The following is a 25,861-nucleotide window of genomic DNA, read 5'->3' as shown; positions in this document are numbered from 1 at the left end:
TCAAGTAGGGCTTTTTTATCTCTGCTCGACATTAGTCTTAAAACTATTGTTCTGTCCGCTTAGTTCCGCTACTTTGAAACAACAATAGGACAAAAAGTAACTAAGAAAAATAATAACGGAGTGCTTATGCCTCATTCGGTAGAATTTTTATCTCTGCCTTTTGCTAGCCACTTTAAGTTGGGTTGTATCCGCTTGAATTCGGCACGTACATTGAATGCGTTATCCCTTGAAATGATCGAAGCTATATTTCAGCAGTTGCATGCTTGGCAAGAGGATCCTTATGTCGTCGCTGTACTGATTGAGGGCGATGGCAACAAAGGCTTCTGTGCTGGTGGTAATGTGGTGGACGTTTACCGATCGATTGCAGAGCAAAACGATCATGGCGCCTTTAGTCTGCAATATTTTGGGCGCGAATATCAGCTTGATCAGTTGATTCATGAATATCGTAAACCAGTGATTTGTTGGGGCCATGGATATGTTATGGGCGGTGGTATGGGGCTCTTTATGGCAGCACGTTACCGTCTGGTGATGCCTTCTACTCGGCTAGCAATGCCGGAAATTAAGATCGGCTTATATCCGGATGTTGGTGCGAGTTATTTTCTCAATAAGCTGCCTGAGCATATTGCCCGTTTTCTTGCTTTAACCGCCTATCAAGTGAATGCAACAGACGCTTGTGAACTCGGTCTTGCGACACATTATCTTTGCGATGAAGCTTATTCTGAGCTACTCGACCAACTGGCGGCAGGCATATTAGAAGATAACAGCCATGAGCATGTTGCGCAGCATATCGAGCGTGTTTTGCACGGTTTTACCATGTCTGATGACCTCCCATTATTAAAACCAGAGTTAATCTCCCACGAGAAAGAGATAAAAAAAGTAATGAGTGGCGATATCGTTAATATCCACCATTCTTTAAAGAGTTTTGAAGTTGACAGCCAATCGTTAATGAGTGCGCGGGAAAACTTTCTCAAAGGTAGTCCTTTGTCTGCTTGTTTGATTTTGGAGCAACTAAATTGGGGCAAAGGAAAGCAATTAGCGGCTGTATTTGAGCGTGAAACGGTGCTCTCAGTAAACGTCAGCGTGCATGGTGATTTTTGTGAAGGGGTTCGAGCGCTTTTGGTGGATAAGGACCAAAAGCCCGTTTGGCAGCACAGTACCGTACTGGAGGTGTCAAAGGAATCGCTAGCTAGTTATTTTAATCCAGCGCCGACGGTGACTGAGTTGCGCTCGTGTCAGCCGAATTAGCCTTCTTTTGTTGGTAGTCGTTTAAGACTATTTTTAGCGCTGCAATGGCTGTGTCATTGGGGATATTATTCTCTTCTAGCAGAGCGATCAGGTCGACGGCTAGTTTGATATGGTCTGGCGCGGAATCTAATGACATGGATTTTTTCTGCATAGTTGCTGTCATGTTATTGGTATAAGCTTTTTATACAATAGGCTTACTATCGTATAAGTCAGAATGTTAACACATCCTAGAGGTGCACGTGGTTACAAATGAATTTTGGTTAGAGCGCTGGCAGTCAGGACGCATTGGATTTCATCGGGATGAAGTGAATCCATGGTTAGTGCAGTATTGGCCTCAAGTTGCTCGTGGTGCTAAGGTGTTGGTACCGTTGTGTGGCAAATCTGCAGATTTATTGTGGTTGGCGAATCAAGGGTACGAGGTAACAGGTGTGGAGCTGTCGCCGATGGCCGTGGTGCAATTTTTCGGTGATAACGATTTGACCTACCATACGGAACAGGTAGGTAATGTTAAAATCCATAAGGCTAATGACTTACCGTTGCGCATCGTTGAAGGGGATTACTTCGACTTTGACGAAACCGGCTTTGACGCCTGTTATGACCGTGCTGCGTTAGTGGCAATGCCGGAAGAAAAACGTGAACAGTATGTTTTGCACACCAAGCAGCGACTTTCACCGCAGGCTGCACTGCTGCTCATCACGTTGAGTTACGATGGTGAGCAAATGGGGCCGCCGTTTTCGGTACTTGACTTCGAAGTCACTGAGCTTTGGGGGGAATGGATCCGTAAAGTGGCCAGTGAGGATTTGCTACAAGTGGATGAGCGTTATCAAGGTCTGGATCGTACCTTCTACGAAGAAACCGTTTGGCGTATTACCACGCAATAATATCCCTATATACCTGACTAATTTTCTGGGATAATAGCGCCCATCAACGATTCCAGATTCACCAATCTCCCAAGCGTTCATCGCTTGGGATAGAGTTCATATGATCAAACGACACAAAACCGCTCCAAATATTTTCTCTTATTCGCCCTATTGGGCAGAATGTTATGGCGTTGCGCCATTTTTACCGACCAGCCGTGAAGAAATGGATGCTCTAGGTTGGGACAGCTGTGACGTCATCATCGTCACAGGGGACGCCTACGTAGACCATCCAAGTTTTGGTATGGCGGTGATGGGGCGCGTGCTGGAAGCTCAAGGTTTCCGTGTCGGTATCATTGACCAGCCGGATTGGCGTAGCCCTGACGACTTTATGCGTCTTGGTCGTCCGAATCTCTATTTCGGTGTGACGGCGGGGAACATGGATTCCATGATCAACCGCTATACCGCAGATTTAAAAGTGCGTAACGATGATGCTTACACTCCTTATGGGGAAGGCGGCAAGCGTCCCGATCGAGCAGTGATCGTCTACTCACAACGCTGTAAACAGGCTTATCACGATGTACCGGTAATGATCGGTGGCATCGAGGCCAGCTTGCGTCGTATTGCTCAGTATGATTACTGGAGTGATGAAGTGCGTCGCTCGGTATTGGTTGACTCGACGGCTGATATTCTTCTGTATGGTAACGCTGAGCGTGCCATCATCGAAGTGACTCATGCGATTGCCAATGGTAAAAGCATGGATGAACTGTTGGATGTTCGTGGTACGACGGTAATTCGTGATGTGCCGCCAGGTGGTTTTACTGAAATTGACTCGACCCGTGTTGACTGGCCAGGCAAGGTCGATCAGATCTATAGTCCGTATGAGTACATTCCTGAAGGAAAATGCCAAACCGGCGAACAGGATAAGGACGATGATGTCATGCCGATCCGAGTGATCCCCGCGCCGTTGCGTAAAGGGGAGAAGCTGGATGCGGAGAAGACGTATATTCGTTTGCCATCGTTTGAGAAGGTTTCCAAAGATCCTGTGCTGTACGCGCACACCTCGCGTATTTTGCACTTGGAGTCGAACCCACATAACGCTCGTGCTTTGATTCAAAAGCACGGCAAGAAAGAAATTTGGGTCAATCCACCACCGATTCCACTGGAAACTCCAGAAATGGATGGCGTGTTTGATTTGCCTTACGCCCGTATTCCGCACCCGAAATACAAGAAGGCCCGTATTCCGGCCTACGATATGATTAAAACCTCGATCAACATCATGCGTGGTTGTTTCGGTGGTTGTACCTTCTGTTCGATCACTGAGCACGAAGGTCGAGTGATTCAGTCTCGTTCCCATGAGTCGGTACTGAATGAGATTGAAGATATTAAACGCAAGGTGCCTGGTTTTACCGGTCATATTTCTGACCTAGGTGGCCCAACCTCGAACATGTACCACCTGAACTGTAACGATGATGAAATTCAGGCATCGTGCCGTAAATTATCGTGTGTTTACCCAACCATTTGTTCGAACTTAAAAACCGATCACAGTGCGACCACGGAGCTGTACCGTAAAGCACGTGCCGTAGAAGGCATTCACAAGGTGTCGATTGCCTCGGGTTTACGTTATGACTTGGCAGTAGAAGATCCTGAGTACGTGCGTGAATTGGTCACTTACCACGTGGGTGGTTTGTTAAAGATTGCGCCAGAGCACTCTGAAACAGGCACCTTATCTAAGATGATGAAACCGGGCATGGGTACTTATGATCGTTTTAAAAAGATGTTCGATAAGTTCTCCAAAGAAGCCGGTAAGACTCAGCATTTGATCCCGTACTTTATCGCGGCGCATCCTGGTTGTAGCGATGAAGACATGATGAACCTAGCAGTTTGGTTGAAGCAGAATGACTTTAAACCAGACCAAGTGCAGACCTTTTATCCATCACCAATGTCCCTAGCAACCGCCATGTACCACTCAGGTAAGAACCCGCTGCATGGCGTGAGTTACAAGAGCGAAAACGTATACACGCCAAAGGACTATAAGCAGCGTACTGTACAAAAAGGCTTCTTGCGTTACCACGATCCGAAAAACTGGCCTGCGCTACGTGAAACACTGCGTCTAATGGGACGGGCCGATTTGATTGGTAACGGTAAAGGTCAGCTGGTGCCGGATGAAGAAAAAGACAAGCGCACACCGCGTCGTCCAACCAAAGCGAAACCGGGACAGAAGACAGGTGCCTCGCACAGTAGTAATCGTCCGACGATGCAGAAAAACGCCGAGAACGAGCGTAATCAGCGTAAGTCCAATAAGACGACCGATAATGGCTCTGGCGCAAATCGTCCAGCAGGCTCTCGCCCTACGAGCTCTAGACCTGCAGGTAAGGGCGGTGCAAACCGCACCAAAACGAAAGGTTCTCGAGTACGTTAAAATACTGAATGTATCTTAAGCCCCAATAGTCCTCAGTGCTTATTGGGGCTTTTTTTGTGCCCGCTTCTGAAGCGAGCTGAAAGCCCATATCTCTAAAAGGGTGCAAATGCTGCGAAAATCTCGCATAATCGGCTCTTATCTTTGGTACAAAATCTGCATTGATGAATCATAACTCGGTGCTAACCCGCGTTACGACCTCCACAAGAGGTTCGCGTTTATAACCTGCGCTCCACCAAAAGTGGGCGTAACTATGATGGGATCACATTATGAAGCTCACACACCAATGGCTTTCTATTCTGGAAGGCTGCATGCTCGTAGCACTTGGACTACATCTTTTGAACTCGGTTGGTTTATTGATCAGCGGTACCGCCGGTATCGGTATGATTTTGTTAAAGCTAACCAGTTTGACTTTTGGGCAGCTGTTTTTTGTTTTAAACATACCTTTCTATATTTTGGCATGGCGGGCACTGGGTAAAGGCTTTGCCTTGCGCACCTTTGCTGCAGTTAGCCTGTTGTCACTACTATCTGAAATCTTTCGACACTATATCCAGATTGATATTCATCCCATTGCTTCGGCGATTTTAGGCGGTATGTTAGTGGGTTTTGGTTTGATTATTTTATTTCGCCATAATGCTTCCTTAGGTGGTTTAAATATCCTAGCGATTTACTTAGAGCGCCGTTTCAATATTCATGCAAGCAAAACCACTTTAGTCGCTGATTTAGCTGTGTTAGCGGCGGCCTTACTAGTATTGGATGCATGGAGTTTGCTGTATTCTTTATTAGCTTTCCTATTGTTGAGCTCTGTCGTTGGCCGTTATCATCGCCCTCCGAAGTGGGCACAAACCAGTGAGACGAAACACGCTTAATGAATCCAAATGCTGTGGTAATTGAAACGTTTGACGCCAAAGGAATGAACGTTCGAGAACTGATTAATGTTTTTCATCGGAGCGTTCATGCGATTCCAAATGCGATCTACTCTTCTGAGCAGAAGCTAGCTTGGGCACCAGATTGCCTAGATGCATCCGGCTGGAAAACTCGTCTTGAAGCTCATCCGGTATGGGTTGCACGAGATGAAAAAAACAAAGAGTGCCTTGGCTTCATTGAATTGGATTCTGAGGGGGATATTGAATGTTTATATGTCTGCCCTCGGGCCCAACGCCAAGGTATAGCGAAAAACCTTATTGTCACAGCGTTTGAGTACTTGATTCAGCAGTATTCAGATAAACGACAGTGGCAGGTTCAAGCCTCGGATGCGGCCTATGAGTTTTTTATAAAACTGGGTTTTCTACCGACACAACGGAATCAAATAGAACGCTTTGGTGTCCTACTTGAGAACACCAGTATGACAAAATCAATTATCTGATAGTTGAACGAAGGATATAGAGGATGGATTGTTTGGAGCTGAAAATACCGCCAGCGTTATCGTTTACCATGGTTGCTCTGCTTATGTGGAGCAGTGCGTCCTGCTTTCCCGCTTGGGAACTTGGCTGGTTTATGTGCTCGCTGGGCTGGCTAGCCTTTATCGCGGGTGGTGTATGTTGTTTGTTGGGGCTATTTGAGTTTCTCATTCACAAGACAACAGCTGATCCACGCGACCCGCATCAGTCAAGCACTTTGGTTTGCCGAGGCATTTACGCCTATTCGCGCAATCCTATGTATTTAGGTTTTGTGCTACTGCTTGCCAGTCTAATGTTGTGGCTTGGCTCGCCTTTATTAGTGTTTTACATCGTGGCGTTTATTTGGTTTTTAACTCGCTATCAAATTGAGCCCGAGGAGCGCATCCTGCGCTATCGATTTGGCCAAACCTACCAAGATTATCTTTACCGTGTACCGCGTTGGTTCTAAGTATTCGCTACCTTAAAGGTGAGTGCCACACCATTGATACAGTGGCGCAAGCCTGTTGGGGCTGGACCATCATCAAAGATATGCCCCAAGTGGCTACCACATCGGCGGCAGTGAACTTCGGTGCGTGTAACAAACCAACTGCGATCGGGCTTGGTGGCTACAGCATTGGGCAAACTGTCATAAAAGCTTGGCCAGCCAGTACCACTATCATATTTGGTTGCTGAGTCATACAGGGCTAAATCACAGCCCTTGCAGTGAAAAATACCTGTGCGTTTCTCGTTGTTTAATGGGCTAGAATGGGCGCGCTCAGTGGCTTCTTCACGCATCACTTCATATTCAAAGTTGCTTAGCAGTGCGCGCCACTGTGCTTCGGTACGAGTGATCTCAAATTGTGCTTCGCTGACGGATGCCGCAACAGCGGTTAAGCCACGGCTCATCAACAGCACTGCCAAGCTGCCTTGAATAAAGGTTCGACGTTTCATCAGTTGCCTCCTTAGATCGGCTCACGTTTTAAATTAGACGAGAAAAAGCTTTATTTCTTACAACTAGTGTATTAAGTAGTGGCACAAAAACGTGAAGTCGCTTAGCATCAGCGACTGCAAAGAAGGGCTCGTTAAAGAACCTTGGTTAAATTTTGTTTAGGACAATTGAAAATGCCAAAAGCCAGTGAAATCAAACGTAACTCTGCCGTTGAATACGATGGTAAAACTTATATTGTGCGTGATATCGAGCGTTCGGTTCCGCAAGGCCGTGCCGGTGGTAGCTTGTACCGTATGCGTATGTACGATGTGGTTACTGGTCGTAAAATTGATGAGACTTTCAAAGATTCCGAGATGTTGAATCTTGCGGATTTGATCCGCCGTCCAGTGACGTTTTCTTACTTGGATGGTGAAGAGTACGTATTCATGGATCAAGAAGACTACACACCATACAATTTGCAAAAAGATGCGATCGCTGAAGAAGTAGAATTCTTCACTGAAGATACAACTGGCATCCAAGTAGTATTGGTGAGTGGTGCGCCTGTAGCCATTGAATTGCCGCAAGTGGTGGAGCTGACTGTTGTAGAAACGGATCCATCGATCAAAGGTGCGTCTGCAACGTCTCGTACCAAACCAGCTGTGCTTTCAACTGGCGCTACGATTCAAGTGCCAGAATACATCGCTACTGGCGAGCGTATCCGCGTAAACGTGGAAGAACGTAAGTTCGGTGGACGTGCGGAAAAATAATTAATTTTTCCGACGATTGAAGAAAGGGCAATAGATGCATCATCTATTGCCCTTTTTGTATCTGGTCTACTGATAACCTTTGGCTTGCAGGTGAAACAAGTGGGCGTAACGGCCATCCAGCGCTAACAATTGTTCGTGGCTGCCACGCTCGATAATCTGTCCGTGTTCCATGACGATGATTTCATTGGCGAGGCGCACGGTTGAGAAGCGATGTGAAATCAAGATCGCCATTTTACTCGCTGTGTGTACTTGGAAGTGGGCAAATATCTCCGCCTCCGCCCCAGCATCCATTGCCGCGGTGGGTTCGTCTAATACCAAAATATCAGCTTTCTCGCGCATAAATGCACGTGCCAGAGCAATCTTTTGCCACTGACCGCCGGACAGCTCCTGACCACCTTTAAACCAGCGCCCTAGTTGAGTATGGTAACCATCACTTAGATGAGAGATAAAGTCAGTTGCTTTACCTAATCCGGCAGCTTGCTGCCAGCCATCTTCATCGTGGAAACGTGCGTCGTCACCTGCGCCAATGTTTTCACCGACAATAAATTGGTAGCGCACAAAGTCTTGAAAAATGACGCCGATACGTTGCAGCAAAGCAGATTCATTCCAGTCATTAAGATCCAAACCATCCAATAAAATACGCCCTTCAGAGGGAATATATAGACGGGTTAACAGCTTAATTAACGTGGTTTTGCCTGAACCGTTTTCGCCGACGATGGCTAAGCTTTTACCAGGTTGAATGTGCAGTGTAATGTTGTTTAGAGCGTATTGGTGGCTCCCTGGGTATTGAAAGGACACACTCTCAAAGCGAATGCCATCACCTTTCATTGGTCCTTCAGTTAAGCCTGTTTGTTGGGCAAGAGTGTCTTGTTCGAGATATTCGTACAAATTTGATAGATATAAATTATCTTCGTACATGCCGCTGATGCTGGTAAGAGATGAGGCTACCGCACCTTGCCCTTGTTTAAATAGCAATAAGTACATGGTCATTTGACCCAATGTAATTGCACCAACCACAGTGGAGGTAACGATCCAACCATAGGCGCCGTAAAATACGAACGTGCTGATGATGCCTAGCATAAAGCCCCAGAATTCTCGGCGTAGTATCAGTGTTCGGTTCTCTTTAAAAAGCTTGATGAAAATATCGCGATAACGAGTAATAAAGCGCCCGCCCAACTGAAAAAGTCGCACTTCTTTAATGTTGTCTTCGCGGGCCAGCAAGGTTTCCAAGTAGTTTTGCTGACGCACTTCTGGCGAGCGCCAGCGCGCTAATAAGAAGGCATCGCCGCTAAATTTGGCTTCAGCAATAAAAGCTGGCAAGGCGCCGACAACTAAAATGAGCAAAGCCCAAGGTGAAAACTGCCATAACAGAACGGAAAAGCTGACTAAAGAGATGCCGTTTTGCAATAGAGAAAACGTCTTGTTAACCAATGCTAACGGTCGGCTCGAAGCTTCGCGACGGGCGCGTACCAGCTTGTCGTAAAACTCTGAATCTTCAAACTGGCCCAAACTTAGCTGCTGTGCTTTTTCCAGAATCATCATATTGACCCGTTGTCCGAGCAGGGCTCGTAGGATGGCTTGCTGTGCAGCAAGCCCACGTTGGCTAGCGCTTAAAGCCAACACCAAAACGCCTTCTAAAAGCACGTAGTACATGACAGGAAAATACTGTAGCTCGCCGGTTTGCTTGTAGGTCTCCATGGCTGCTACCACCGCATCGACAATTAACTGACCAACATAGGCCATGGCAGCAGGCAGTACTCCGGCGAACAATGTCAAAAGTCCTAAGCCGAATGTGAGCTTAGCAGACGTCTGCCAGACCAGATGCAAAGCTCGTTTACTGTAGCGAAACACACCTAACATATTCATATCGACAGAGTGAGCACTAGGCATGGCAGATTTCATACAGTTCAAATCCTTAAAGTAGAAAACGTATTTTAGCGGTATTTCTTTCTGTATCGAAGTGCCTCATGTGGAATGTAGGCTTTTCAATTTGACTTGGTTAGAGGGCAAAGATAAGGTTCAAGCTTAGATTTTATAAAGGTTTCAAGACAGGGACCTTGGATAGGTAGGCATGGCAGACGGTTCTTTTCACAACTTTCCTTTCACCGCAGTCGCAGGGCAAGAATCCCTTAAACTGGCGTTGATTCTAACAGCCATTCATCCACGAATTGGTGGTGTGCTGATTTCAGGACCTCGTGGTAGTGCTAAGTCAACACTGGCCCGAGGACTGGCCGGTGTTATGCCACTAATGGAAAACACACCCACAGAGTTTGTAACTTTGCCATTAGGCGCGACAGAGGATCGTTTACTTGGTTCGCTTGATATCCACTCCGTCTTGAATGAAAAGCAGGTGAAGTTTCAACCGGGATTATTAGCGCAAGCAGACCAAGGCGTTTTATATGTGGATGAAGTGAATCTGCTGGCGGACAGTCTAGTCGATGTGTTGCTGGATGTGAGTGCCAGTGGTGTAAACCGTGTCGAGCGCGATGGGGTGAGCCATGTGCATGATGCGCGTTTTGTGTTGGTAGGGACCATGAACCCAGAAGAAGGGGAACTTCGTCCACAACTAAAAGATCGTTTCGGGTTGATGGTTGCTTTATCGAACCAGTATACCTTAGAAGAGCGCGTCCAGATTGTGCGTCTTCGCGATGAGTTTGACCAAGATCCGAAAGGCTTCTGCGAAGCCTTCAAGTACAAACAACGCAATCTGCGACAAAGCATTAGCCAAGCCAAAGCCCGTTTACACTCCATTAAATGTGCTGATGCCTTACGTATGGATATTGCCAGCCGTTGCCAAGATGCCCGTGTCGACGGTGTGCGTGCCGACATTGTTTGGGTGCGTGCAGCGATGGCGCACGCTGCTTGGCGTGCAGCGGATACTGTCTCAATTGAAGATGTACAAGCGGTTGAAGAATTTGTTTTGGCGCATCGTCGTCAACAGGCCTCGTCATCACAGCATACACCCCCAAGTTCTCCACCACCAAGCTCAAGGCGCCCCCCTGACTCCTATAACGAACCGGCACAGGAGGGCCGAACGCCGGGAAAGTCTTCACCTTCACCGCAGAATGAGCCCCAATCTGAAGGTGAAACCTCGACCGGTGAATTGGGGCAGATGGCTCCGCAGCGTCAGCAAGCTAGTGTTCCGCTAAGGTTAATGTTTACACAAACACGGGAGCTGAGGACGTCTACGAGCTCTCGCTTATTGGTAGGAAAACAGCGAGGCGTAAGCCAAGGCGGGGCCCATCTTGGCAACCGTCAAAACGGTGGCATAGATATAGCGCAAACCTTGAGAAAGAGTATGGGGGGGTGGCCGCCTCAGCAATTGCTGCGCAGAAAAGCCCATACCGGCAAAGCGGTTTTACACTGCATTTTATTAGATACATCGGGTTCTACCCTTGCCGAGCAAACCTTTGCCAAAGCCAAAGGGGTGATTTTGGACATTGCGGAGCGGGCGTATTTGCAACGAGAGCAAATTAGCATCTTGGGGTTTGGTGGTGAGCAAGTGGATTGGCTCTTGCCGCAAGTGCGCGCGCCACAGAATATTCGAGTGCAGCTTGACGAATTGGGCGCGGGTGGCGGTACGCCGATTCATCAAGCCCTTGAGGATGCAGAGCGCTATTTGCAACAAGCACTACGTCAACAATCACAGCTTGAGCTGTACAGTTATATTTTGACCGATGGGCGTGTCACTGGGGCGTTTGCAACCAAGGTATGGCCGGGACAGCTGACGGTTGTCGACACCGAGTTGGCGCCAGTTAAACGAGGTCGAGCACAAGAACTTGCCCGTGCTTTAAAAGCCGATTACATCTCACTAAGTCAGTTGCTGACTTAGTCGAAACTTAAAAGCCAAATTTAAACGACACATTTTATATAAGTGAACAAGATGACAGCGAATGTGGCCCATTGCCCAGCATTATTTCTAACTGCGCCTGCCTCGAACCAAGGCAAAACTACTATTACGGCGGCCTTGGCACGTTACTTTACTGAGCAAGGTAAAACGGTACGTGTGTTTAAAACGGGGCCCGATTATTTGGATCCGCAGATTTTGGCGCAAGCGTCAAAGCAACCCGTCGAGCAACTGGATATCTGGATGGCAGGGGATGAGTATTGTCAAAAAATGCTGTTCGATGCCGCCCAAGAAGCCGACTTGATCCTGGTTGAAGGCGCGATGGGGATGTTTGATGGTGAACCATCCAGTGCTGATTTAGCGGCACGCTTTAATATCCCAGCGGCTATTGTCATGGATGTCAAAGGCATGGCGCAAACCGCTGCTGCGGTGGCGACGGGTCTGGCGAACTTTCGTCAAGATGTCAAAGTCGCGGGTTTAATCGCCAACCGTTGTGGCAGTGAACGCCATGCGCAGCTGATTCGTGAAGCCTTACCAGAGCATCTTCCGTTCTTAATTAGTTTGAAGCGAGATGATGAAGTGACCTTGCCTGAGCGTCATTTGGGCTTGGTACAAGCCTCTGAAGTGGGTGATGAGTTGGAGCAATGTTTCACGGCCGCGGTGCGTTGGCTAAGTGAAACGTCAGACAAAACTTTGCTGAGCTTGCCTGAGCCTGTTGCTTTTTATGGCCCAGAGCAAAACGTGACTGAGCAAGATATTGGTAGGCCTTTGGCTGGTAAAACCATCGCGATTGCCAAAGATGAAGCTTTTAGTTTTATCTACGATGCGAACCTTCGCGTGCTGGATAAATTGGGCGCAGCGGTTACCTTCTTTTCACCGTTACACGATCAGCACCTTCCGTCAGCCGATGCGTTATGGTTACCAGGAGGCTATCCAGAATTACATGCCGCAAAGCTCTCACAAAATGGTGCCATGTGCGATCAGATTCAAACCTTCTTTGCCAGCAATAAACCGATCTTGGCCGAATGCGGTGGCATGCTCTACTGCTTAGAAACGCTAACAGATTTAGAGTCCAACACTTATCCAATGTTGGGACTGCTTCAAGGCGCTGGTGCCATGCGTGGTAAGCGCGGTTGCCAAGGTATGCAAACCGCTCCGCTACCGGAAGGGGATATTCGCGGTCACGCTCATCATCGCTCATTGAGTGAAAACACACCTGAACCGTTATGTCATGGTCGACGCCAGCGTCATCCTGCTCCGGGGGAGGCTATTTACCGAGCCAAAGGTCTGACAGCAAGTTATCTGCATTTATTTTTTGCGTCGAACTTAGCCGCGACAGCGGCCTTATTTCAAGGTGCTTAATAGGCAATGTGGCCAGAAAGCAGTGATGACCCAAAGCCATTAAGATCAGGGCTGACTACTGGCACCTGTGCCACGGCCTGCTCGGTGGCGGCCGCCACGGCGTTACTCACCAACGAGCAACCTAAACAAGTGTTTGTCACTTTGCCGAAAGGCCAAGAAGTGTCCCTTGAAATGATTTCTTATGATGTTAAAGAAGTGGGCGTCAGGATCACGACTATAAAAGATGCAGGCGATGACCCTGATGTCACCCATGGGGCAAAAATTTGGGTTGAACTATCGTTAACGCCAGAACAAGGCATTGAATTTGTGGCAGGCAAAGGCGTTGGGGTCATCACGCGTACGGGGCTATTACTGGAAGTTGGTGAGCCTGCTATTAATCCAGTGCCTCGTAAAATGATCAGTGATCACCTCAATGCCGTAGCTCAGGAACAAGGATATCAAGGGGGCTTTCGAGTCGAGGTTGGTGTTGAAAACGGTGAGCAATTGGCACTGAAAACCATGAACCCACGCTTGGGCATCTTAGGTGGCATTTCCATTTTGGGCACCACAGGTATCGTGCGACCATTTTCCTGTGGTGCTTACATTGCCTCGATCCAACAGGGAGTCGATGTGGCTAGGGCCAACGGTCATCGCTATATCGCTGCGACCACAGGCAATGCTAGTGAAGCCGCTATTCAAGAGCGCGATGGTTTGGATGAGATGGCGCTGATTGAAATGGGGGACTTTGTTGGCGCATTGCTCAAACATGTGAAGCGTTTGGAAAGCCAAGACCCGCAATTGGAAAAGCTCACTATATGTGGAGGCTTTGGCAAAATCAGTAAATTGGCGCAGCAGCACATGGATTTAAACTCCCGAGTGTCGTCCATTAACCTAGAAGCGTTAGCGGAACTGGCGCAAACATTGGGGGCATCGGAGTCTTTGAAATATAAAATGTGCCAAGCCAACACCAGTGTCGAAGCGCTGAAATTTGCGCAAGTAGAAGGGGTTGCCTTGGCGGATGCTGTGTGCCAGCAAGCCTTAGGGTTTTGTCGTCGCTTCGTTCCTACTCATATGGATTTAGAGGTGTTGGCGATAGATCGCAAAGGACAATTTGTGGGTCAAGCGATGCAACGAGGTCGAATGCAATGAAGATTTTATTACTAGGCGGCACTGCCGATGGTCGTCATTTAGCGGAACGCTTTAGCCAGCTTGGCTTTGAGGTCCTTTACTCTATTGCTGGGTTGGTGCGCATTCCCATTTTGCCCTGTGAAATTGTTTTGGGTGGTTTTACTCAATTTGGTGGCTTGGCTACTTTTCTTAAACAGCGTCAAATTGATTTAGTGATCAACGCTACTCATCCCTATGCGGCGACCATGAGTAATAAAGCGGTGGCTGCTGGTAAAGAAACAGGTATTCCCGTATGGCGCTTTTTACGTCCCGCATGGCAGCCACAAGCAGGGGATAATTGGCGTGATTACCAAAACGATGATGACTTATTAGAGCAGCTTAAAGACTTTAAACGTCCCTTACTAAGCGCGGGTCAAATGTCCCTAGAGCAATTACTTGCTATTACCCAGTCCGATGGCTTTGAACAGGGTGTTTGGCGCACGGCCGCTTTGCCGAAGTTTGAGGTGCCTGACAAGATTACTTGGCTTAAAGCGATTGGTCCGTTTGATTTTGTCAATGAGCGAGACTTATTAACCAAACATCAAATCGATGTAATTGTCAGCAAAAACAGCGGTGGCGACTCAACTTCCGCCAAACTGGATGCGGCCCGTGAGCTAGGCATCAGCGTCTTGCTACATCAGCGTCCACAAGCAGACAACGCCGTGCGCACCTTTTCCGATTATTCGCAACTTATTCAAGCGGTGCAGGCAGTTAAGATGTCGGCATCTAGTGCTCAGGAATCTCAACAACAGTGACTTATCAGTACGATCCGACGCCTCAGGGCATTGAAAATGAAAGCTTTCGTCAAATCCGTGAGCTAACACAACTTGATCATTTGTCACGCGACGCCCAGCAAGTGGTAATGCGCGTGGTACACAGCCTAGGTCTACCAGATGTGGCGTCTCAAGTGCGTTTTAGTGAAAACGCCTGTGAAGCAGGCCGTGCGACATTGGCGCAAAACTGTTCTATTCTTTGTGATGTGGAAATGGTCAAGCAGGGCGTCACCAAGCGTATGATTACGCGTGAGCCACTGTGCTTTTTAAACGATCCATGCACTGCAGAGTTGGCTAAGTCAAAAGGTGAGACACGCTCCATGGCGGCGTTAAGCCTTTGGCAAGAGCAGCTGGAAGGCAGTGTGGTTTTGATTGGCAATGCGCCGACCGCCTTGTTTCGATTGTTGGAAATGATTCGTGCGGGAGCCCCTAAACCTGCCTTGGTGATCGGTATGCCGGTGGGCTTTGTTGGCGCCGCGGAATCCAAGCAAGCATTGTGGGACGATCATTTAGAGCTTGGCATAGAGTGCATTACCTTGCTCGGTCGTATGGGTGGCAGTGCGGTGACGTCGGCCAGTTGTAACGCATTGTTGCGCTGTAATATCGGCGAATACTATTAATTAAGCGGTAAGGGAAAACGGTGAAGATTCACGTTATTGGATTGGGGATTAATGAGCAGGCGCAGTTGCCAAAAGAAGCTCAGGATGTTCTTGCCAAGCTTACAGAGAGCGATAAGCTGGTGGGAAGTGAGCGTCAGCTGTCGATGGTAAAAGCCTATGGCACTAAGGCTCAGACTCATGTGCTGCCAAAGCTTAATGATCTCAAACATCACATGGATGAGTGGGCGTCACTTGGCGTAGAACGGGTTGCGATTTTAGCATCTGGAGACCCGCTTTATTATGGTATCGGTGCTTGGGTGCATCGTTCGTTTGCCGATCAAGAGGTTCGTTTTTACCCAAACGTGTCGAGTATTCAGGCAGCTTGTCACCGCTTGGGGATCTCGCTGCAAAATGCGCAAGTTTTTAGCGTCCATGGTCGCCCGTTGGCGTCGATTCGTACTCAGTTACACCCATCAAAAACGTTACTGTTATTGACTGACAAAACCAATAACCCGCAAGCCATTGCCAAAGAATGTATCGAGATGGGGCTTGGTTTAAGTGAGCTATTTGTTTGTGAACGCTTGGGCTATGAGCATGAGCGCGTGACCCGTTATACCGCTAACAGCTTGGCGCATGTCGAAGAAACCTTTGATCCACTTAATGTCGTGATCGTCAATACCAGTGCTCAATCGGGACGTTTGCCGTCGACACCGGGTTTTAAAGACGGTTTGTTTATTACTGATAAAGGTGATGGCCAAGGTATGATTACCAAGCGCGAAGTACGCTTGGCAGTGTTGTCTTATTTAGGTGTCGAAGCCAAAGAGGTGGTATGGGACATCGGTGCGGGTTGCGGTGGCGTCAGTGTGGAATTGGCCTACTGGAATCCAGAAACTGAGGTATACGCTATAGAGCATCACGAGACGCGCTTAACTTGCCTAGAAGCTAACCGAGAGCACTTTGGTGTGGTTAAAAATCTACACGTTGTACATGGTCGAGCACCAGAGGCCTTTGCTAACTTGCCTGCGCCAAAGCGAGTGTTTATTGGTGGGAGCGATGGTGAAATGTCTGAGTTGTTGGATCGAGTATGGCAGCGTTTACCATTAGGGGGCGTGCTGTTGGTGAATGCGGTGACGGACGCTACGACGATGGAAGCCATGGCTTTTCTCGCCAAACGGGATGCGGCGCAAGATGCCTACGACGAAAGCTCAACGATTCAGATTTATCGCAGCGAGCGTTTAGCCGGTAAGCGGATTCGTCGTCCACATTTGCCTGTGAGCTTGTGGCGCTTTGAAAAATGTCTGCCAGGGGAGCGTTCATGACCGGTACGTTTTTCGGTATTGGCGTCGGTCCAGGTGATCCTGAATTAGTCACCTTAAAAGCGGTACGATTGATTCAGCAGGCGGATGTTTTGGCTTATCTGGTAGGCGAATCAGGCCAATCACAAGCCAAGCAAATCGCTGTATTAGCACTAGAGGGGCGTGTTGCAAAACACCAGGATATTATCATCCCAATGCCCATGTCGACACGCCGTGAGGCCGCCAATCAAGCCTACGATCAAGGGGCGCAAGCCATTCGTGAGGCATTGTCTCAAGGTCTTAATGTGGCGTTTCTTTGTGAGGGGGATCCACTGTTTTTTGGCTCCTTTACCTATTTGATGGAGCGCTTAAACGGCGAGTGCCAGATTCAAGTGGTGCCTGGCATTTCCAGTATTCATGCCGCAGCAGCAGAGTTACAGCATCCGCTTACCGTATTAAAAGAGTCGTTTTGTGTGGTCAGTGGTCGTCATACGAAAGAGCAGCTTATCGACGCACTGCGTAACCATGGTTCCATTGTGATTATGAAAGCTGGACGAGCTCGGCCTACGATTTTAAAAGCACTTGAGCTAACCGGACGAATGGAAGACGCTAAATACGTGGAATATGTCGGCCGAGACAACCAGTTTGTCGAAAACGATGTACGTCTTTTACAAAACGAGCAGGGTCCATACTTCTCGCTGTTTATTGTCTCCCGTAAAGAGCGTGGTACCCGATGATTCGTATTATCGCTCTGACCGACGCGGGTCAAGCACTGGGCATGCGCTTACAGACGCTGCTGCCGAATAGTGCGCTACATTTTAAGCCCAAGCCATTTGCCGACACTGTGCAGCACTTTTTTCGAGAAGGTGACCCATTGCTGTTTATCTGCGCTACGGGCATTGTGATGCGTACTCTAGCGCCTGTTATAGAAAGCAAGCTACAAGACCCGCCGGTCCTGGTGTTGGATGAGTTAGGACGCTTTGTGATTCCCTTGTTATCTGGTCATGAAGGTGGCGCAAACCAATGGGGCAGTGAGGTAGCTGAGGCGATCAATGCGCAATTAGTGATGACCACGGCCAATGCTTATCTCAATCCCGTTTATACCCTTGGTATGGGCTGTGAACGTGATTGCCCGTTAGAGTATTTGGAAAGTCTGATGCTGGAAGCGATAGAGACAGTTGGCCTGCAGCCAGATCAAATTGCAGGACTATATAGTATCGATATCAAAGCCGATGAAACGCATTTGATTGAGCTGGCTGAAAAATATCAGTGGCCCTTTATGACCTATTCCGCAGATGCCCTGAAACAGGTCGAGCCTTTATTAAGCACTCGCTCAGAATATGTATTTAACACAGTGGGCGTTTATGGCGTAGCGGAATCAGCCGCATTACTGGGGGCGCAGAAACTGACGCATGCTAGCCCTGAGCTATGTTTGAATAAGATTAAGAACCCGAAAGCCACCTGCGCGGTGGCTCGGGCGTATCAGGCTTAAAGTCTAACCAGTTGCTGCGTTGCAGCGCTTAGAGTGGCAGCTTGTTTGGCAAAGCAGAAGCGCACTAGGCGCATGTCCTCTGGTGGTGTTTGATAAAACACGGAAATCGGAATGGCCGCGACACCTGCCGTTTCGATTAGCCATAAAGCAAACTCTGTATCGGGCACATCTTTGATGGCGCTGTAATCCATCAGCTGGAAATAGGTGCCGGGCGAAGGCGTGAAAGTGAAGCGACTTTCGCTCATAGCTTCATTGAAGAAATCACGCTTTTGCTGATAGAAACTTGGTAAAACTTCATCGTGCTCAGGGTGAGCGCTTAGGAAATCTGCTAACGCCAACTGCATCGGTGTGCTAGTACTGAAGGTTAGGTACTGATGCACTTTACGAATTTCAGCCATTAATGGTGCTGGTGCCACACAGTAGCCAATTTTCCAACCGGTAGTGTGGTATGTCTTACCAAAGGATGACACTGCCACACTGCGTTTTGCTAACTCTTTATGGCGTAATACGCTTTGGTGTTTAACGCCTTCAAACACAATATGCTCGTACACTTCATCAGATAACACCAACAAATCATGCTGATCGGCAATAGCGTACAGCGCTTCTAGATCATGGGCGGAAAATACGGTCCCCGTTGGGTTGTGGGGTGAATTAACAATAATGGCTTTGGTGTTTGGGGTGATGGCGTTTGCTACCACTTGCCAATCGACAGCAAAGCTTGGTGGTAGTAAAGCAATATGTACTGGTGTTCCGCCGTTCAAGCGAATGGCAGGATCGTAAGAGTCATAAGCCGGATCAAACACAATGACTTCGTCACCCGGGCGAACGAAGGCTGAAATAGTCGCAAATAGAGCTTCGGTCGCACCGGATGTTACCGTGATCTCGCTGTCAGCGTTTACTTGATGGTCGTAACAGCGGGCAATTTTTTGGCTAATAGCTTGGCGTAAAGAGGGGATGCCGATCATAGGCGCATATTGGTTGGCACCTTGTTGAATATAATGATCGACACGGTTCAACAGCTCGCTAGGCCCATCAAAGTCTGGAAAGCCTTGTGACAAGTTGATGGCTTGATGCTTAGCGGCCAGTTCTGACATTTGTGTAAAAATAGTCGTGCCGGTACTGGGAAGTTTACTGTCGAATTGGCGCATAGGGCGTTCCTTTCTACAACAAGTTAAAAGCGAAGCGCTCATGCTAATGCAGCTCTTACGCTAGATAAAGCGCAGATTGAATAGGTTTGGCGAAATCTTGGTGATGAAATTGAATGACTGCATTCTTTTTACTGAATATGTTGTGAAGCTTTGTTATAACAGTGGGCATAATCGGAACGAAGGAGAGCAGTCATGTCCGAAGAAATGAAAACGAAGGGGCGATTGACGACCCGAACGGTTGCTATGCCTGGCGATACAAACCCGGCAGGGGATATTTTTGGCGGATGGGTGGTCTCTCAGATGGACATCGCCGCGGGTATTTGTGCTGGTCAGCGTGCGCAATCTCGTGTGGTGACCGTAGCGCTCGACAGTATGAGCTTTATTCGCCCTGTCAAAGTAGGGGATATTTTAGGCGTTTACACCTACGTAAAGTCAGTGGGCCGTACCTCTATGAATATTCATGTTGAGGCGTGGGTTCGTCGAGGCCGTATTGGCATTCGTGAAAAGGTTACCGAAGGCATCTTTAAATTCGTATCTATTGATGACGAAGGTAAGCCGAAGCCGATTCCTGCAGAGGAAGATTTGCCAGATTATGTGAATGAATCAATGCATGAATGGTAAAACAGCGTTTTTGTTTGGCCAGTACTAAATATAAAAAAAGCAGCGATCAGCTGCTTTTTTGCTTAGGATGGTTGCCGGATAATTAGAGCATGCCAATAGCAAGCTGCTCATTATCTGAATCAATCATTTTATTCAGATCTAATAGGATAACTAGCTCTTCGTCTTTTTGGTAAACGCCTTGGATGAACATCAGGGCTTCGTCATTACCGACACTTGGGCTCTGTTCGATTTCACCTTGGTATAGGTAGAAAACTTCTTGAACCGCATCGACCAACATGCCGATTTGTTCGCCATCGTGCTCAATGATGATGATACGAGTATCATCGGTGATCGTGCATTCAGGAAGGCTAAAACGTACGCGAGTGTCAATAACCGTTACTACGTTACCGCGTAGGTTAACGATACCAAGTACATAAGATTGGGCGCCTGGAACTGGAGCAATCTCACTGTAACGTAATACTTCTTTGATTTGCATTACGTTGATGCCGTAAGTTTCATCCAGTAACTTGAAAGTAAGGTACTGCAATAACTCGCCTTTTTTGCTTTCAGCTGGCAGTTTTCCTGTTTCTTTGATTGTCGCTAATTCAGACATGGGCTCTACACCTATTATCAATCCGGTGATACGCGCTAATGCGCTGCTCGTTTATTCAAACAAGAATAGACGAAATACAGCGCATTGGCTTGATAAATTAAGTAACAATTAGTTGTCTTGTTGAATACCAACAATTGTCCAATTGCCACGTGCATCCTCTAGGTTTTTCTCAAGGTGCCATACTTCATTGGTTTCACTGGTTTGATCGCCTTCTTTGATCCAACCGGTAAAGCGTAAAGAAATGGATGCCGTTGAGCCGATAAATTCACCGCGAACCAAGTCTACCATTAGGGAAACGACTTCAGTTCGGGCTTTATCAGCACCGTATTTTGCACGCTCTTGACGCAACATATCACAAAGATCTGGACTAAAGTAGTCACTGATCTCCTCGAAGTTATTGTCATCCCAAGCTTTTTGCAAAGTGATGTAGTGATTTTTCGCTTCCGCGATAAAGGCTTGTTCGTTGAAGCCTGGCGGCAATTGGATGTCTGGTTGTGCGCCAAAACCCGACATGCCCGCCATTGGCGAAGGCTGTACGTTATCGCGCGTTGAATTTGGCATTTCACGGTACATGCCTTGCGCACCCGCAGTTTGCGCTGCTTGACGTTTCTTCGCAAAGAACAACTTGTAAATCAAGAAACCGATCACGGCGAACAATAGAATGTCGCCAAACGCAAGACCATCAAATGCACCGCTACCCATTAGCGCAGCAAACAAGCCGCCTGCCAATAGACCACCTAAAAGGCCGCCTGCTAAACCACCAAACATACCTGGTTTTTTAGTGGCACCTGCCGCAGCAGTGCTGGTGCTGTTGGTTGCTGTACTAGAGCTGGTTGGGGTTTTGCTAGTGGAGTAGTTTTTGCCAAAGCTGCCGCCACCGCCCAATTTTTTGGCATGAGCATCGGCTGCAAAGCCGCCCGTACCAATGACTAAAACAAATGCCATTAAAAAGGCATAAACTGCTGATTTCACGTCGTTTCTCCAAAGTTAGACGAAGTTAACCAAACCTACTGCGTTTCGAAGGTCAGAGATCAGAGCTCGTGCTCGGGCACGGGCTTTTTCAGCACCGGCCTGTAAAACTGCTTCGATTTCGGCAGGGTTCGCCATAAGCTCAAGATATTTTTCTCTTGGCTCAGCTAGTTGACCATTGATCAGTTCAAAAAGTTCCTTCTTCGCTTCACCCCAAGCGATGCCATCAGCAAATTTTTGACGCATTTCTGCGGTTTGCTCAGGCGTCGCAAAGGCTTTATAGATATCAAACACGGTAGAATTGTTTGGGTCTTTTGGCTCACCAGGTTCAAGCAAGTTAGTAACAATCTTATTAACACCTTTTTTCAACTTTTTCTCTGTCTCGAACAGAGGAATGGTGTTGTTGTAACTCTTACTCATCTTACGGCCGTCAAGACCTTTTAGAATGGCACTGTCGTCTTCTGCAACAACCGCCTCAGGCAATACAAAGTGGTGACCGAAGAGGTGATTAAATCGAGCGGCGATATCTCGTGCCATTTCGATGTGCTGAGTTTGGTCGCGACCAACTGGTACCTTGTTAGCATTAAAAGCTAGGATGTCGGCAGCCATTAGCACTGGATAGCAGAATAATCCCATGGTGACGCCATAGTCAGGGTCTTGACCGTTGGCCACGTTTTCATCAACACTGGCTTTGTATGCGTGAGCGCGGTTCATCAGTCCTTTCGCGGTCACACACGTCAGTAGCCAGTTGAGTTCAGAAATTTCAGGAATATCAGACTGACGGTAGAAAGTTGCTTTGTTGGTATCTAGGCCACAGGCTAGCCAGGTCGCAGCGATCTCAAGACGAGACTGTTTCACGCGCTCTGGATCCTGACATTTGATCAATGCGTGGTAATCCGCCAAAAAGAAGAAAGACTCAGTGTTGTCTCGTTGACTGGCTTCGATTGCTGGACGGATGGCGCCTACATAGTTACCTAAGTGAGGTGTGCCTGTTGTAGTGATACCTGTTAAAACAATTTCTTTACCCATTTTCCCTTACTCAATCATATAAAAAGGTGTGTGTACCCTATCATAAAAAAAAGGGTAGACGTAGCTTTAAACCTGCAACAAATGCGCTACTCAAATGATGTTGTGCGAATCTGCCGAAAAGTAAGGTTTATACGGGCATTATGAGCTTTCTTAGTGGTTGGAAGAGAGTGAAGCCAGTGGCTTTGTGTGGTGCCTTGCATAACCAACAAACTGCCGTGTTCGAGTTGGATTGAGCGGGTCTCTTGGCTGACTTTGTGTTTGAAAGAAAACTTGCGTTCGACACCAAAACTTAGAGATGCAATCGTGCCGTCTTGTAGCAGCTCTTTTTCGGCGTCACTGTGCCAAGCCATGCCCTCTGAGCCATCGTGGTAAAGATTAAGTAGACAGGAGTTAAACCTAACCTGGGTTAGGGCTTCGACGACATGTCGCAACTCCAGTAGTAATGGCGTCCAAAGCTGGGCGGTCTTAGTGGTTTTGGAATAGGTATAGTGAAAAGGTTGATCTGCATACCAAGCCACTTTACGTTTTGTAATAATGTGCTTGCCATAGACAATGGCTTCATCATGTTGCCAATCAATCTCCTGCCAAAGCCGATGAAAGTAGTCGTCGGCTTCTACTGAGGGCAGCACTTGTCCATAGTAAACCGCTGAACCATCATAGGGTAACAGTTCAAGTAATGGTTGTTGGTCAGCAAATAAATCATTCATGGTTCTGTTCGATATCCGACTGAGCCGCTTCCCAGCCAATCATGGCGGTTTTTCTGGATTTTCCCCACCGGTAATTACCCAGCTCACCTGTATTTCGGATCACTCGATGACATGGAATAAGATAGGCAATGGGGTTTTTCGCAATCGCCGTACCGACCGCACGAGCAGCCGTTGGTTTACCAATATTCTGTGCGATTTGTGCGTAGTTTGACAACTGTCCAGAAGGAATGCTGAGCAAGCTTTGCCATACCTTAAGTTGAAAGGGTGTTCCTGCAAGATGCAATTTAATCGGCTCAAGTGCGGCGTTAGAGTTAGAGAAAATAGCCATCCCTTGCTGATGGTGGGGGTGTTCTTGATGTCTGAGCGTTGCCTGTTCAAACTGTGAAGTGAGCTCTTGTAGTGCACTTTGTCGATCTTCGCAAAACGCCATATGACAAATACCTCGCTCTGTCGCAGCAATCAGTACATCGCCAAATATGGTGAGATAAAAGTGGTAATCGATATAAAGTCCTAGGCCGCCAGATTTATATTGTCCCGGTGTCATGCCTTCAATCGAAATAAATAAGTCGTGTAGGCGGCTACTGCTCGAAAGACCCACTTCAAGTGAGGTCTGCTGTAGCGTGTAGTCCTGTTCGAGTAATGTCTTGGCATGTTCGATACTGATAAATTGCATAAATTTCTTCGGTGATACCCCGGCCCATTGCTGAAACATCCGCTGAAAGTGAAAGGGGCTTAAATGCACGGCATTAGCGATTGCTTCGAGAGACGGCTGTACAGGTGTTTCTTGAACAATAAACTCAATGGCTTGTTGGATACGCTGATAATCGTGGGAATGAGACATCACAATACACACTTTGCTAAAGGACTAAACTTCATACTAGCTTAGCGAAAGCAAAGATCGACCCGAAACTTGCGGGATTTTAGAGTAATACTGAAAAGAGTAATTGGTGGAGCTAAGCGGGATCGAACCGCTGACCTCTTGCATGCCATGCAAGCGCTCTCCCAGCTGAGCTATAGCCCCACAGATGTGGCCGATTAAGCCTGGGATGTAACACGATTGAAGAAATCGGGTGTTGCAGTAAATTTCGAGCTGAATTTTATTTAGCGCACATAAAGCTGTCAATTAATTTTTTAAGTTGTGAACTTTTTTTGCATGGTTTGTTTATTCTTAGACGCTACGCTGATATAAAAGATATCAGATAGTGTTTAGTAGGGATGCTGATACTAAATCGTAGCAATCATTGGCGTGCAGCCAGTGTCATCCTAGGGTAAAAAATGGACTTGGAAAAATATAATTATAACGAGTTGATGATGGCGCAACAGCCTATCTTTGATCGTCATAAAAAGCTGTTTGGGTATGAGCTTTTGTTTCGAGGCGAACATGAAGATAGGGCGAAAGTAGATAACCCAGAAGTAGCGACAAGTCAGGTTCTGGTTAATCTATGCATTGGTATTAGTGAATTTGAAGTTCAGACAAGACGACCTTTCTTTATCAACATGACGTCTGAATTAGTGTTGTCAGATGCTTTTTTTCCGATTTCTCCTGAAACAGTTTACATTGAAATTCTCGAAGATCAGCCCATCACGCCAGAGTTCGTTGCCGCAGTAAAAGGGTGGCATGAAAAAGGTTTTCGCTTTGTATTAGACGATTTTCAGTTTTGTACTACGTATCAGCCATTATTGCCCTTTATGTCTATGGTCAAAGTGGATGTATTAAGTACGCCTCCCAATACCGTACTGAAAGAAATAGAAGCTTTGAAACAGCGTCGTATTAAACTGGTCGCTGAGAAAGTAGAAAATCAAGACATGTTCCAACAATGTTTGGATTTAGGATTTGAATACTATCAGGGCTATTACCTGAGTCGCCCGGAAATTGTAAAGGGTAAAAAAATTGAAGCGGATGTTCAAAGTGCATTGAACCTCGTGAATATGCTGCAAAATGAATCCGTTTGTATCGGAGCCGTTGCTCAATTGGTAGGGCAGCATCCAACCTTGTCATATCAGATGCTGCGGCTTCTTAACAGCCCCGTTGTTGGGCTCACAAAAAACGTTGAGTCCATTAAAGAGGCTGTTGTATATCTTGGCTTAGAGCAATTAAAACGTTGGTCAATGTTGATCACGCTAAGTTCTCAGAAGTGTAGTAATCCTGAAATTCTTAAAATGTTGTTGATTCGCGCAAAATGCTGCGAACTACTTGCAGCCCAGTCTAAGTCTATTTGTGCTGATCAGGCGTTTACCGTAGGTTTGATTTCTGGCATGGATCGAATCTTGCAGATTTCCCAGCAAGAGTTGCTAAAACAAATCGCTCTTAATGGAGAGCTGCAAAGTGCGATTCTGGAATACAAGGGGCCTTTAGGTCGAATTTTATTTAGTGTAACCAGTATCGAAGAAGAGCGTTGGGATCGTATTGCTCAATTACCGAACAAGGTGCGTGGTTACCTAAATGTTGCTTTCTTTGAAGCGTTACAATGGGCTAACAAAATTACTGTTGCGCTAAAATAATTTCAACTAAGCCATTGACAGAAAAGTTAAAAACACTAAAATGTGCGACACAATTTCAAAGCCAGTGTGGTGGAATTGGTAGACACGATGGATTCAAAATCCATTGCCTATAAAGCGTGCCGGTTCGAGTCCGGCCACTGGTACCATATTAAAAAAGCCGACTTCTTTAAGTCGGCTTTTTTAT

At 47.2% G+C, this 25,861-nt stretch carries 26 protein-coding genes and 2 tRNA genes; 18 read left to right on the top strand and 10 right to left on the bottom strand.

The annotated features are described in order from the left end of the window. Positions 1-126: 126 nt before the first annotated feature. Positions 127-1,245, top strand: coding sequence for an enoyl-CoA hydratase/isomerase family protein (locus ASC49_RS11295; RefSeq protein ID WP_055463341.1), 1,119 nt, complete (start codon positions 127-129; stop codon positions 1,243-1,245). On the opposite strand, the gene rsmS is transcribed toward ASC49_RS11295, so the two are convergent. Then, entirely contained in the window at positions 1,196-1,381 is a 186-nt protein-coding gene (rsmS, locus tag ASC49_RS19615; RefSeq protein ID WP_072242097.1) for a pleiotropic regulatory protein RsmS, read from the bottom strand. The genes ASC49_RS11295 and rsmS overlap by 50 nt on opposite strands. Before the next feature lie 103 nt (positions 1,382-1,484). Here rsmS and ASC49_RS11290 point away from each other — a divergent pair, with 103 nt between their 5' ends. The 5 genes from ASC49_RS11290 to ASC49_RS11270 all read left to right on the top strand — a co-directional run bounded on the left by ASC49_RS11290 (position 1,485) and on the right by ASC49_RS11270 (position 6,369). Then, the gene (locus ASC49_RS11290) at positions 1,485-2,126 is read left to right on the top strand and encodes a thiopurine S-methyltransferase (RefSeq protein WP_055463340.1); all 642 of its coding nucleotides are present in this window, start codon (positions 1,485-1,487) and stop codon (positions 2,124-2,126) included. Between the two features lie 100 nt (positions 2,127-2,226). Beyond that, entirely contained in the window at positions 2,227-4,524 is a 2,298-nt protein-coding gene (locus ASC49_RS11285) for a YgiQ family radical SAM protein (protein ID WP_055463339.1), read from the top strand. A 266-nt stretch (positions 4,525-4,790) separates the two neighbouring features. Further along, positions 4,791-5,390: a YitT family protein gene (locus tag ASC49_RS11280; RefSeq protein WP_055463338.1), complete on the top strand. Its 600-nt coding sequence runs from the start codon at positions 4,791-4,793 to the stop codon at positions 5,388-5,390. Then, entirely contained in the window at positions 5,390-5,887 is a 498-nt protein-coding gene (locus ASC49_RS11275; protein ID WP_055463337.1) for a GNAT family N-acetyltransferase, read from the top strand. The genes ASC49_RS11280 and ASC49_RS11275 overlap by 1 nt, the downstream gene beginning before the upstream one ends. 23 nt (positions 5,888-5,910) lie before the next feature. Beyond that, the gene (locus ASC49_RS11270) at positions 5,911-6,369 is read left to right on the top strand and encodes a methyltransferase family protein (RefSeq protein WP_055463336.1); all 459 of its coding nucleotides are present in this window, start codon (positions 5,911-5,913) and stop codon (positions 6,367-6,369) included. Here ASC49_RS11270 and msrB read toward each other — a convergent pair. Continuing rightward, positions 6,366-6,851: a peptide-methionine (R)-S-oxide reductase MsrB gene (msrB, locus tag ASC49_RS11265; protein ID WP_055463335.1), complete on the bottom strand. Its 486-nt coding sequence runs from the start codon at positions 6,849-6,851 to the stop codon at positions 6,366-6,368. The genes ASC49_RS11270 and msrB overlap by 4 nt on opposite strands. A gap of 171 nt (positions 6,852-7,022) precedes the next feature. Between msrB and efpL the strand changes: the two genes are divergently transcribed. Continuing rightward, positions 7,023-7,595 carry an elongation factor P-like protein EfpL gene (gene efpL, locus ASC49_RS11260; RefSeq protein ID WP_055463334.1) on the top strand — a complete coding sequence of 191 codons (573 nt, stop codon included), beginning with the start codon at positions 7,023-7,025 and terminating at the stop codon, positions 7,593-7,595. A gap of 66 nt (positions 7,596-7,661) precedes the next feature. Here efpL and ASC49_RS11255 read toward each other — a convergent pair whose 3' ends face one another. Further along, entirely contained in the window at positions 7,662-9,497 is a 1,836-nt protein-coding gene (locus tag ASC49_RS11255; RefSeq protein ID WP_055463333.1) for an ABC transporter ATP-binding protein, read from the bottom strand. A 169-nt stretch (positions 9,498-9,666) separates the two neighbouring features. On the opposite strand from ASC49_RS11255, the gene ASC49_RS11250 reads away from it, so the two are divergent. Genes ASC49_RS11250 through ASC49_RS11215 form a run of 8 tightly spaced genes read left to right on the top strand, consistent with a single transcriptional unit; the run spans position 9,667 to position 18,109 of the window. Further along, a complete protein-coding gene (locus tag ASC49_RS11250) occupies positions 9,667-11,427 on the top strand; it encodes an AAA family ATPase (RefSeq protein ID WP_055463332.1) in 1,761 nt (586 codons plus the stop codon). A gap of 51 nt (positions 11,428-11,478) precedes the next feature. Then, entirely contained in the window at positions 11,479-12,804 is a 1,326-nt protein-coding gene (locus ASC49_RS11245; protein WP_055463331.1) for a cobyrinate a,c-diamide synthase, read from the top strand. Between the two features lie 6 nt (positions 12,805-12,810). Further along, positions 12,811-13,932, top strand: a complete 1,122-nt coding sequence (locus ASC49_RS11240; RefSeq protein WP_055463330.1) for a cobalt-precorrin-5B (C(1))-methyltransferase — start codon at positions 12,811-12,813, stop codon at positions 13,930-13,932. Next, positions 13,929-14,705, top strand: a complete 777-nt coding sequence (cobK, locus tag ASC49_RS11235; protein WP_072242092.1) for a precorrin-6A reductase — start codon at positions 13,929-13,931, stop codon at positions 14,703-14,705. Before ASC49_RS11240 ends, cobK begins: the two co-directional genes overlap by 4 nt. After that, the gene (locus tag ASC49_RS11230; protein WP_055463329.1) at positions 14,702-15,343 is read left to right on the top strand and encodes a precorrin-8X methylmutase; all 642 of its coding nucleotides are present in this window, start codon (positions 14,702-14,704) and stop codon (positions 15,341-15,343) included. Before cobK ends, ASC49_RS11230 begins: the two co-directional genes overlap by 4 nt. 20 nt (positions 15,344-15,363) lie before the next feature. Next, a complete protein-coding gene (locus ASC49_RS11225; protein ID WP_055463328.1) occupies positions 15,364-16,641 on the top strand; it encodes a bifunctional cobalt-precorrin-7 (C(5))-methyltransferase/cobalt-precorrin-6B (C(15))-methyltransferase in 1,278 nt (425 codons plus the stop codon). Beyond that, positions 16,638-17,354: a precorrin-2 C(20)-methyltransferase gene (gene cobI / locus ASC49_RS11220; RefSeq protein ID WP_245624697.1), complete on the top strand. Its 717-nt coding sequence runs from the start codon at positions 16,638-16,640 to the stop codon at positions 17,352-17,354. The genes ASC49_RS11225 and cobI overlap by 4 nt, the downstream gene beginning before the upstream one ends. After that, positions 17,351-18,109 (top strand): cobalt-precorrin 5A hydrolase, encoded by a 759-nt coding sequence (locus ASC49_RS11215; protein WP_055463326.1) that lies wholly within the window; start codon positions 17,351-17,353, stop codon positions 18,107-18,109. Before cobI ends, ASC49_RS11215 begins: the two co-directional genes overlap by 4 nt. Here ASC49_RS11215 and ASC49_RS11210 read toward each other — a convergent pair. After that, positions 18,106-19,257 (bottom strand): pyridoxal phosphate-dependent aminotransferase, encoded by a 1,152-nt coding sequence (locus ASC49_RS11210; RefSeq protein WP_055463325.1) that lies wholly within the window; start codon positions 19,255-19,257, stop codon positions 18,106-18,108. The genes ASC49_RS11215 and ASC49_RS11210 overlap by 4 nt on opposite strands. A gap of 192 nt (positions 19,258-19,449) precedes the next feature. Between ASC49_RS11210 and ASC49_RS11205 the strand changes: the two genes are divergently transcribed. Beyond that, entirely contained in the window at positions 19,450-19,878 is a 429-nt protein-coding gene (locus ASC49_RS11205; protein WP_055463324.1) for an acyl-CoA thioesterase, read from the top strand. Between the two features lie 82 nt (positions 19,879-19,960). On the opposite strand, the gene ASC49_RS11200 is transcribed toward ASC49_RS11205, so the two are convergent. From ASC49_RS11200 to ASC49_RS11175, 6 genes are all read right to left on the bottom strand, one after another. After that, positions 19,961-20,470 carry a chemotaxis protein CheW gene (locus ASC49_RS11200; protein WP_055463323.1) on the bottom strand — a complete coding sequence of 170 codons (510 nt, stop codon included), beginning with the start codon at positions 20,468-20,470 and terminating at the stop codon, positions 19,961-19,963. Positions 20,471-20,578: 108 nt separating this feature from the next. Then, positions 20,579-21,442, bottom strand: a complete 864-nt coding sequence (locus ASC49_RS11195; protein WP_055463322.1) for a Tim44 domain-containing protein — start codon at positions 21,440-21,442, stop codon at positions 20,579-20,581. A gap of 15 nt (positions 21,443-21,457) precedes the next feature. Next, entirely contained in the window at positions 21,458-22,468 is a 1,011-nt protein-coding gene (locus tag ASC49_RS11190; RefSeq protein ID WP_055463321.1) for a tryptophan--tRNA ligase, read from the bottom strand. A gap of 86 nt (positions 22,469-22,554) precedes the next feature. Beyond that, positions 22,555-23,175, bottom strand: a complete 621-nt coding sequence (locus ASC49_RS11185) for an alpha-ketoglutarate-dependent dioxygenase AlkB family protein (protein ID WP_055463320.1) — start codon at positions 23,173-23,175, stop codon at positions 22,555-22,557. Then, positions 23,168-24,016, bottom strand: coding sequence for a methylated-DNA--[protein]-cysteine S-methyltransferase (locus ASC49_RS11180; RefSeq protein WP_055463319.1), 849 nt, complete (start codon positions 24,014-24,016; stop codon positions 23,168-23,170). The genes ASC49_RS11185 and ASC49_RS11180 overlap by 8 nt, the downstream gene beginning before the upstream one ends. A gap of 104 nt (positions 24,017-24,120) precedes the next feature. Next, positions 24,121-24,196, bottom strand: a tRNA-Ala gene (locus ASC49_RS11175). Between the two features lie 254 nt (positions 24,197-24,450). Between ASC49_RS11175 and ASC49_RS11170 the strand changes: the two genes are divergently transcribed. Together ASC49_RS11170 and ASC49_RS11165 are read left to right on the top strand one after the other, a co-directional pair. After that, positions 24,451-25,677: an EAL and HDOD domain-containing protein gene (locus ASC49_RS11170; RefSeq protein ID WP_055463318.1), complete on the top strand. Its 1,227-nt coding sequence runs from the start codon at positions 24,451-24,453 to the stop codon at positions 25,675-25,677. A gap of 60 nt (positions 25,678-25,737) precedes the next feature. Beyond that, positions 25,738-25,823 (top strand) — tRNA-Leu (locus ASC49_RS11165). The last annotated feature ends 38 nt before the right edge of the window (positions 25,824-25,861 follow it).

The organism is Marinomonas fungiae, assembly GCF_001418205.1.
GTDB classification, from domain to species: Bacteria; Pseudomonadota; Gammaproteobacteria; order Pseudomonadales; family Marinomonadaceae; genus Marinomonas; species Marinomonas fungiae.
The sequence above is the reverse complement of the archived record's forward strand: the minus strand, read 5'-3'. Positions and strand labels throughout refer to the sequence as shown.

What these genes read in the sequence shown, in the direction of transcription:
- ASC49_RS11295 (WP_055463341.1), top strand. Translation starts at nt 127, where the DNA reads ATGCCTCATTCGGTAGAATTTTTATCTCTGCCTTTTGCTAGCCACTTT.
- rsmS (WP_072242097.1), bottom strand. Translation starts at nt 1,381, where the DNA reads ATGTCATTAGATTCCGCGCCAGACCATATCAAACTAGCCGTCGACCTG.
- ASC49_RS11285 (WP_055463339.1), top strand. Translation starts at nt 2,227, where the DNA reads ATGATCAAACGACACAAAACCGCTCCAAATATTTTCTCTTATTCGCCC.
- ASC49_RS11280 (WP_055463338.1), top strand. Translation starts at nt 4,791, where the DNA reads ATGAAGCTCACACACCAATGGCTTTCTATTCTGGAAGGCTGCATGCTC.
- ASC49_RS11275 (WP_055463337.1), top strand. Translation starts at nt 5,390, where the DNA reads ATGAATCCAAATGCTGTGGTAATTGAAACGTTTGACGCCAAAGGAATG.
- ASC49_RS11270 (WP_055463336.1), top strand. Translation starts at nt 5,911, where the DNA reads ATGGATTGTTTGGAGCTGAAAATACCGCCAGCGTTATCGTTTACCATG.
- msrB (WP_055463335.1), bottom strand. Translation starts at nt 6,851, where the DNA reads ATGAAACGTCGAACCTTTATTCAAGGCAGCTTGGCAGTGCTGTTGATG.
- efpL (WP_055463334.1), top strand. Translation starts at nt 7,023, where the DNA reads ATGCCAAAAGCCAGTGAAATCAAACGTAACTCTGCCGTTGAATACGAT.
- ASC49_RS11255 (WP_055463333.1), bottom strand. Translation starts at nt 9,497, where the DNA reads ATGAAATCTGCCATGCCTAGTGCTCACTCTGTCGATATGAATATGTTA.
- ASC49_RS11250 (WP_055463332.1), top strand. Translation starts at nt 9,667, where the DNA reads ATGGCAGACGGTTCTTTTCACAACTTTCCTTTCACCGCAGTCGCAGGG.
- ASC49_RS11245 (WP_055463331.1), top strand. Translation starts at nt 11,479, where the DNA reads ATGACAGCGAATGTGGCCCATTGCCCAGCATTATTTCTAACTGCGCCT.
- ASC49_RS11240 (WP_055463330.1), top strand. Translation starts at nt 12,811, where the DNA reads ATGTGGCCAGAAAGCAGTGATGACCCAAAGCCATTAAGATCAGGGCTG.
- cobK (WP_072242092.1), top strand. Translation starts at nt 13,929, where the DNA reads ATGAAGATTTTATTACTAGGCGGCACTGCCGATGGTCGTCATTTAGCG.
- cobI (WP_245624697.1), top strand. Translation starts at nt 16,638, where the DNA reads ATGACCGGTACGTTTTTCGGTATTGGCGTCGGTCCAGGTGATCCTGAA.
- ASC49_RS11215 (WP_055463326.1), top strand. Translation starts at nt 17,351, where the DNA reads ATGATTCGTATTATCGCTCTGACCGACGCGGGTCAAGCACTGGGCATG.
- ASC49_RS11210 (WP_055463325.1), bottom strand. Translation starts at nt 19,257, where the DNA reads ATGCGCCAATTCGACAGTAAACTTCCCAGTACCGGCACGACTATTTTT.
- ASC49_RS11205 (WP_055463324.1), top strand. Translation starts at nt 19,450, where the DNA reads ATGTCCGAAGAAATGAAAACGAAGGGGCGATTGACGACCCGAACGGTT.
- ASC49_RS11200 (WP_055463323.1), bottom strand. Translation starts at nt 20,470, where the DNA reads ATGTCTGAATTAGCGACAATCAAAGAAACAGGAAAACTGCCAGCTGAA.
- ASC49_RS11190 (WP_055463321.1), bottom strand. Translation starts at nt 22,468, where the DNA reads ATGGGTAAAGAAATTGTTTTAACAGGTATCACTACAACAGGCACACCT.
- ASC49_RS11185 (WP_055463320.1), bottom strand. Translation starts at nt 23,175, where the DNA reads ATGAATGATTTATTTGCTGACCAACAACCATTACTTGAACTGTTACCC.
- ASC49_RS11180 (WP_055463319.1), bottom strand. Translation starts at nt 24,016, where the DNA reads ATGTCTCATTCCCACGATTATCAGCGTATCCAACAAGCCATTGAGTTT.
- ASC49_RS11170 (WP_055463318.1), top strand. Translation starts at nt 24,451, where the DNA reads ATGGACTTGGAAAAATATAATTATAACGAGTTGATGATGGCGCAACAG.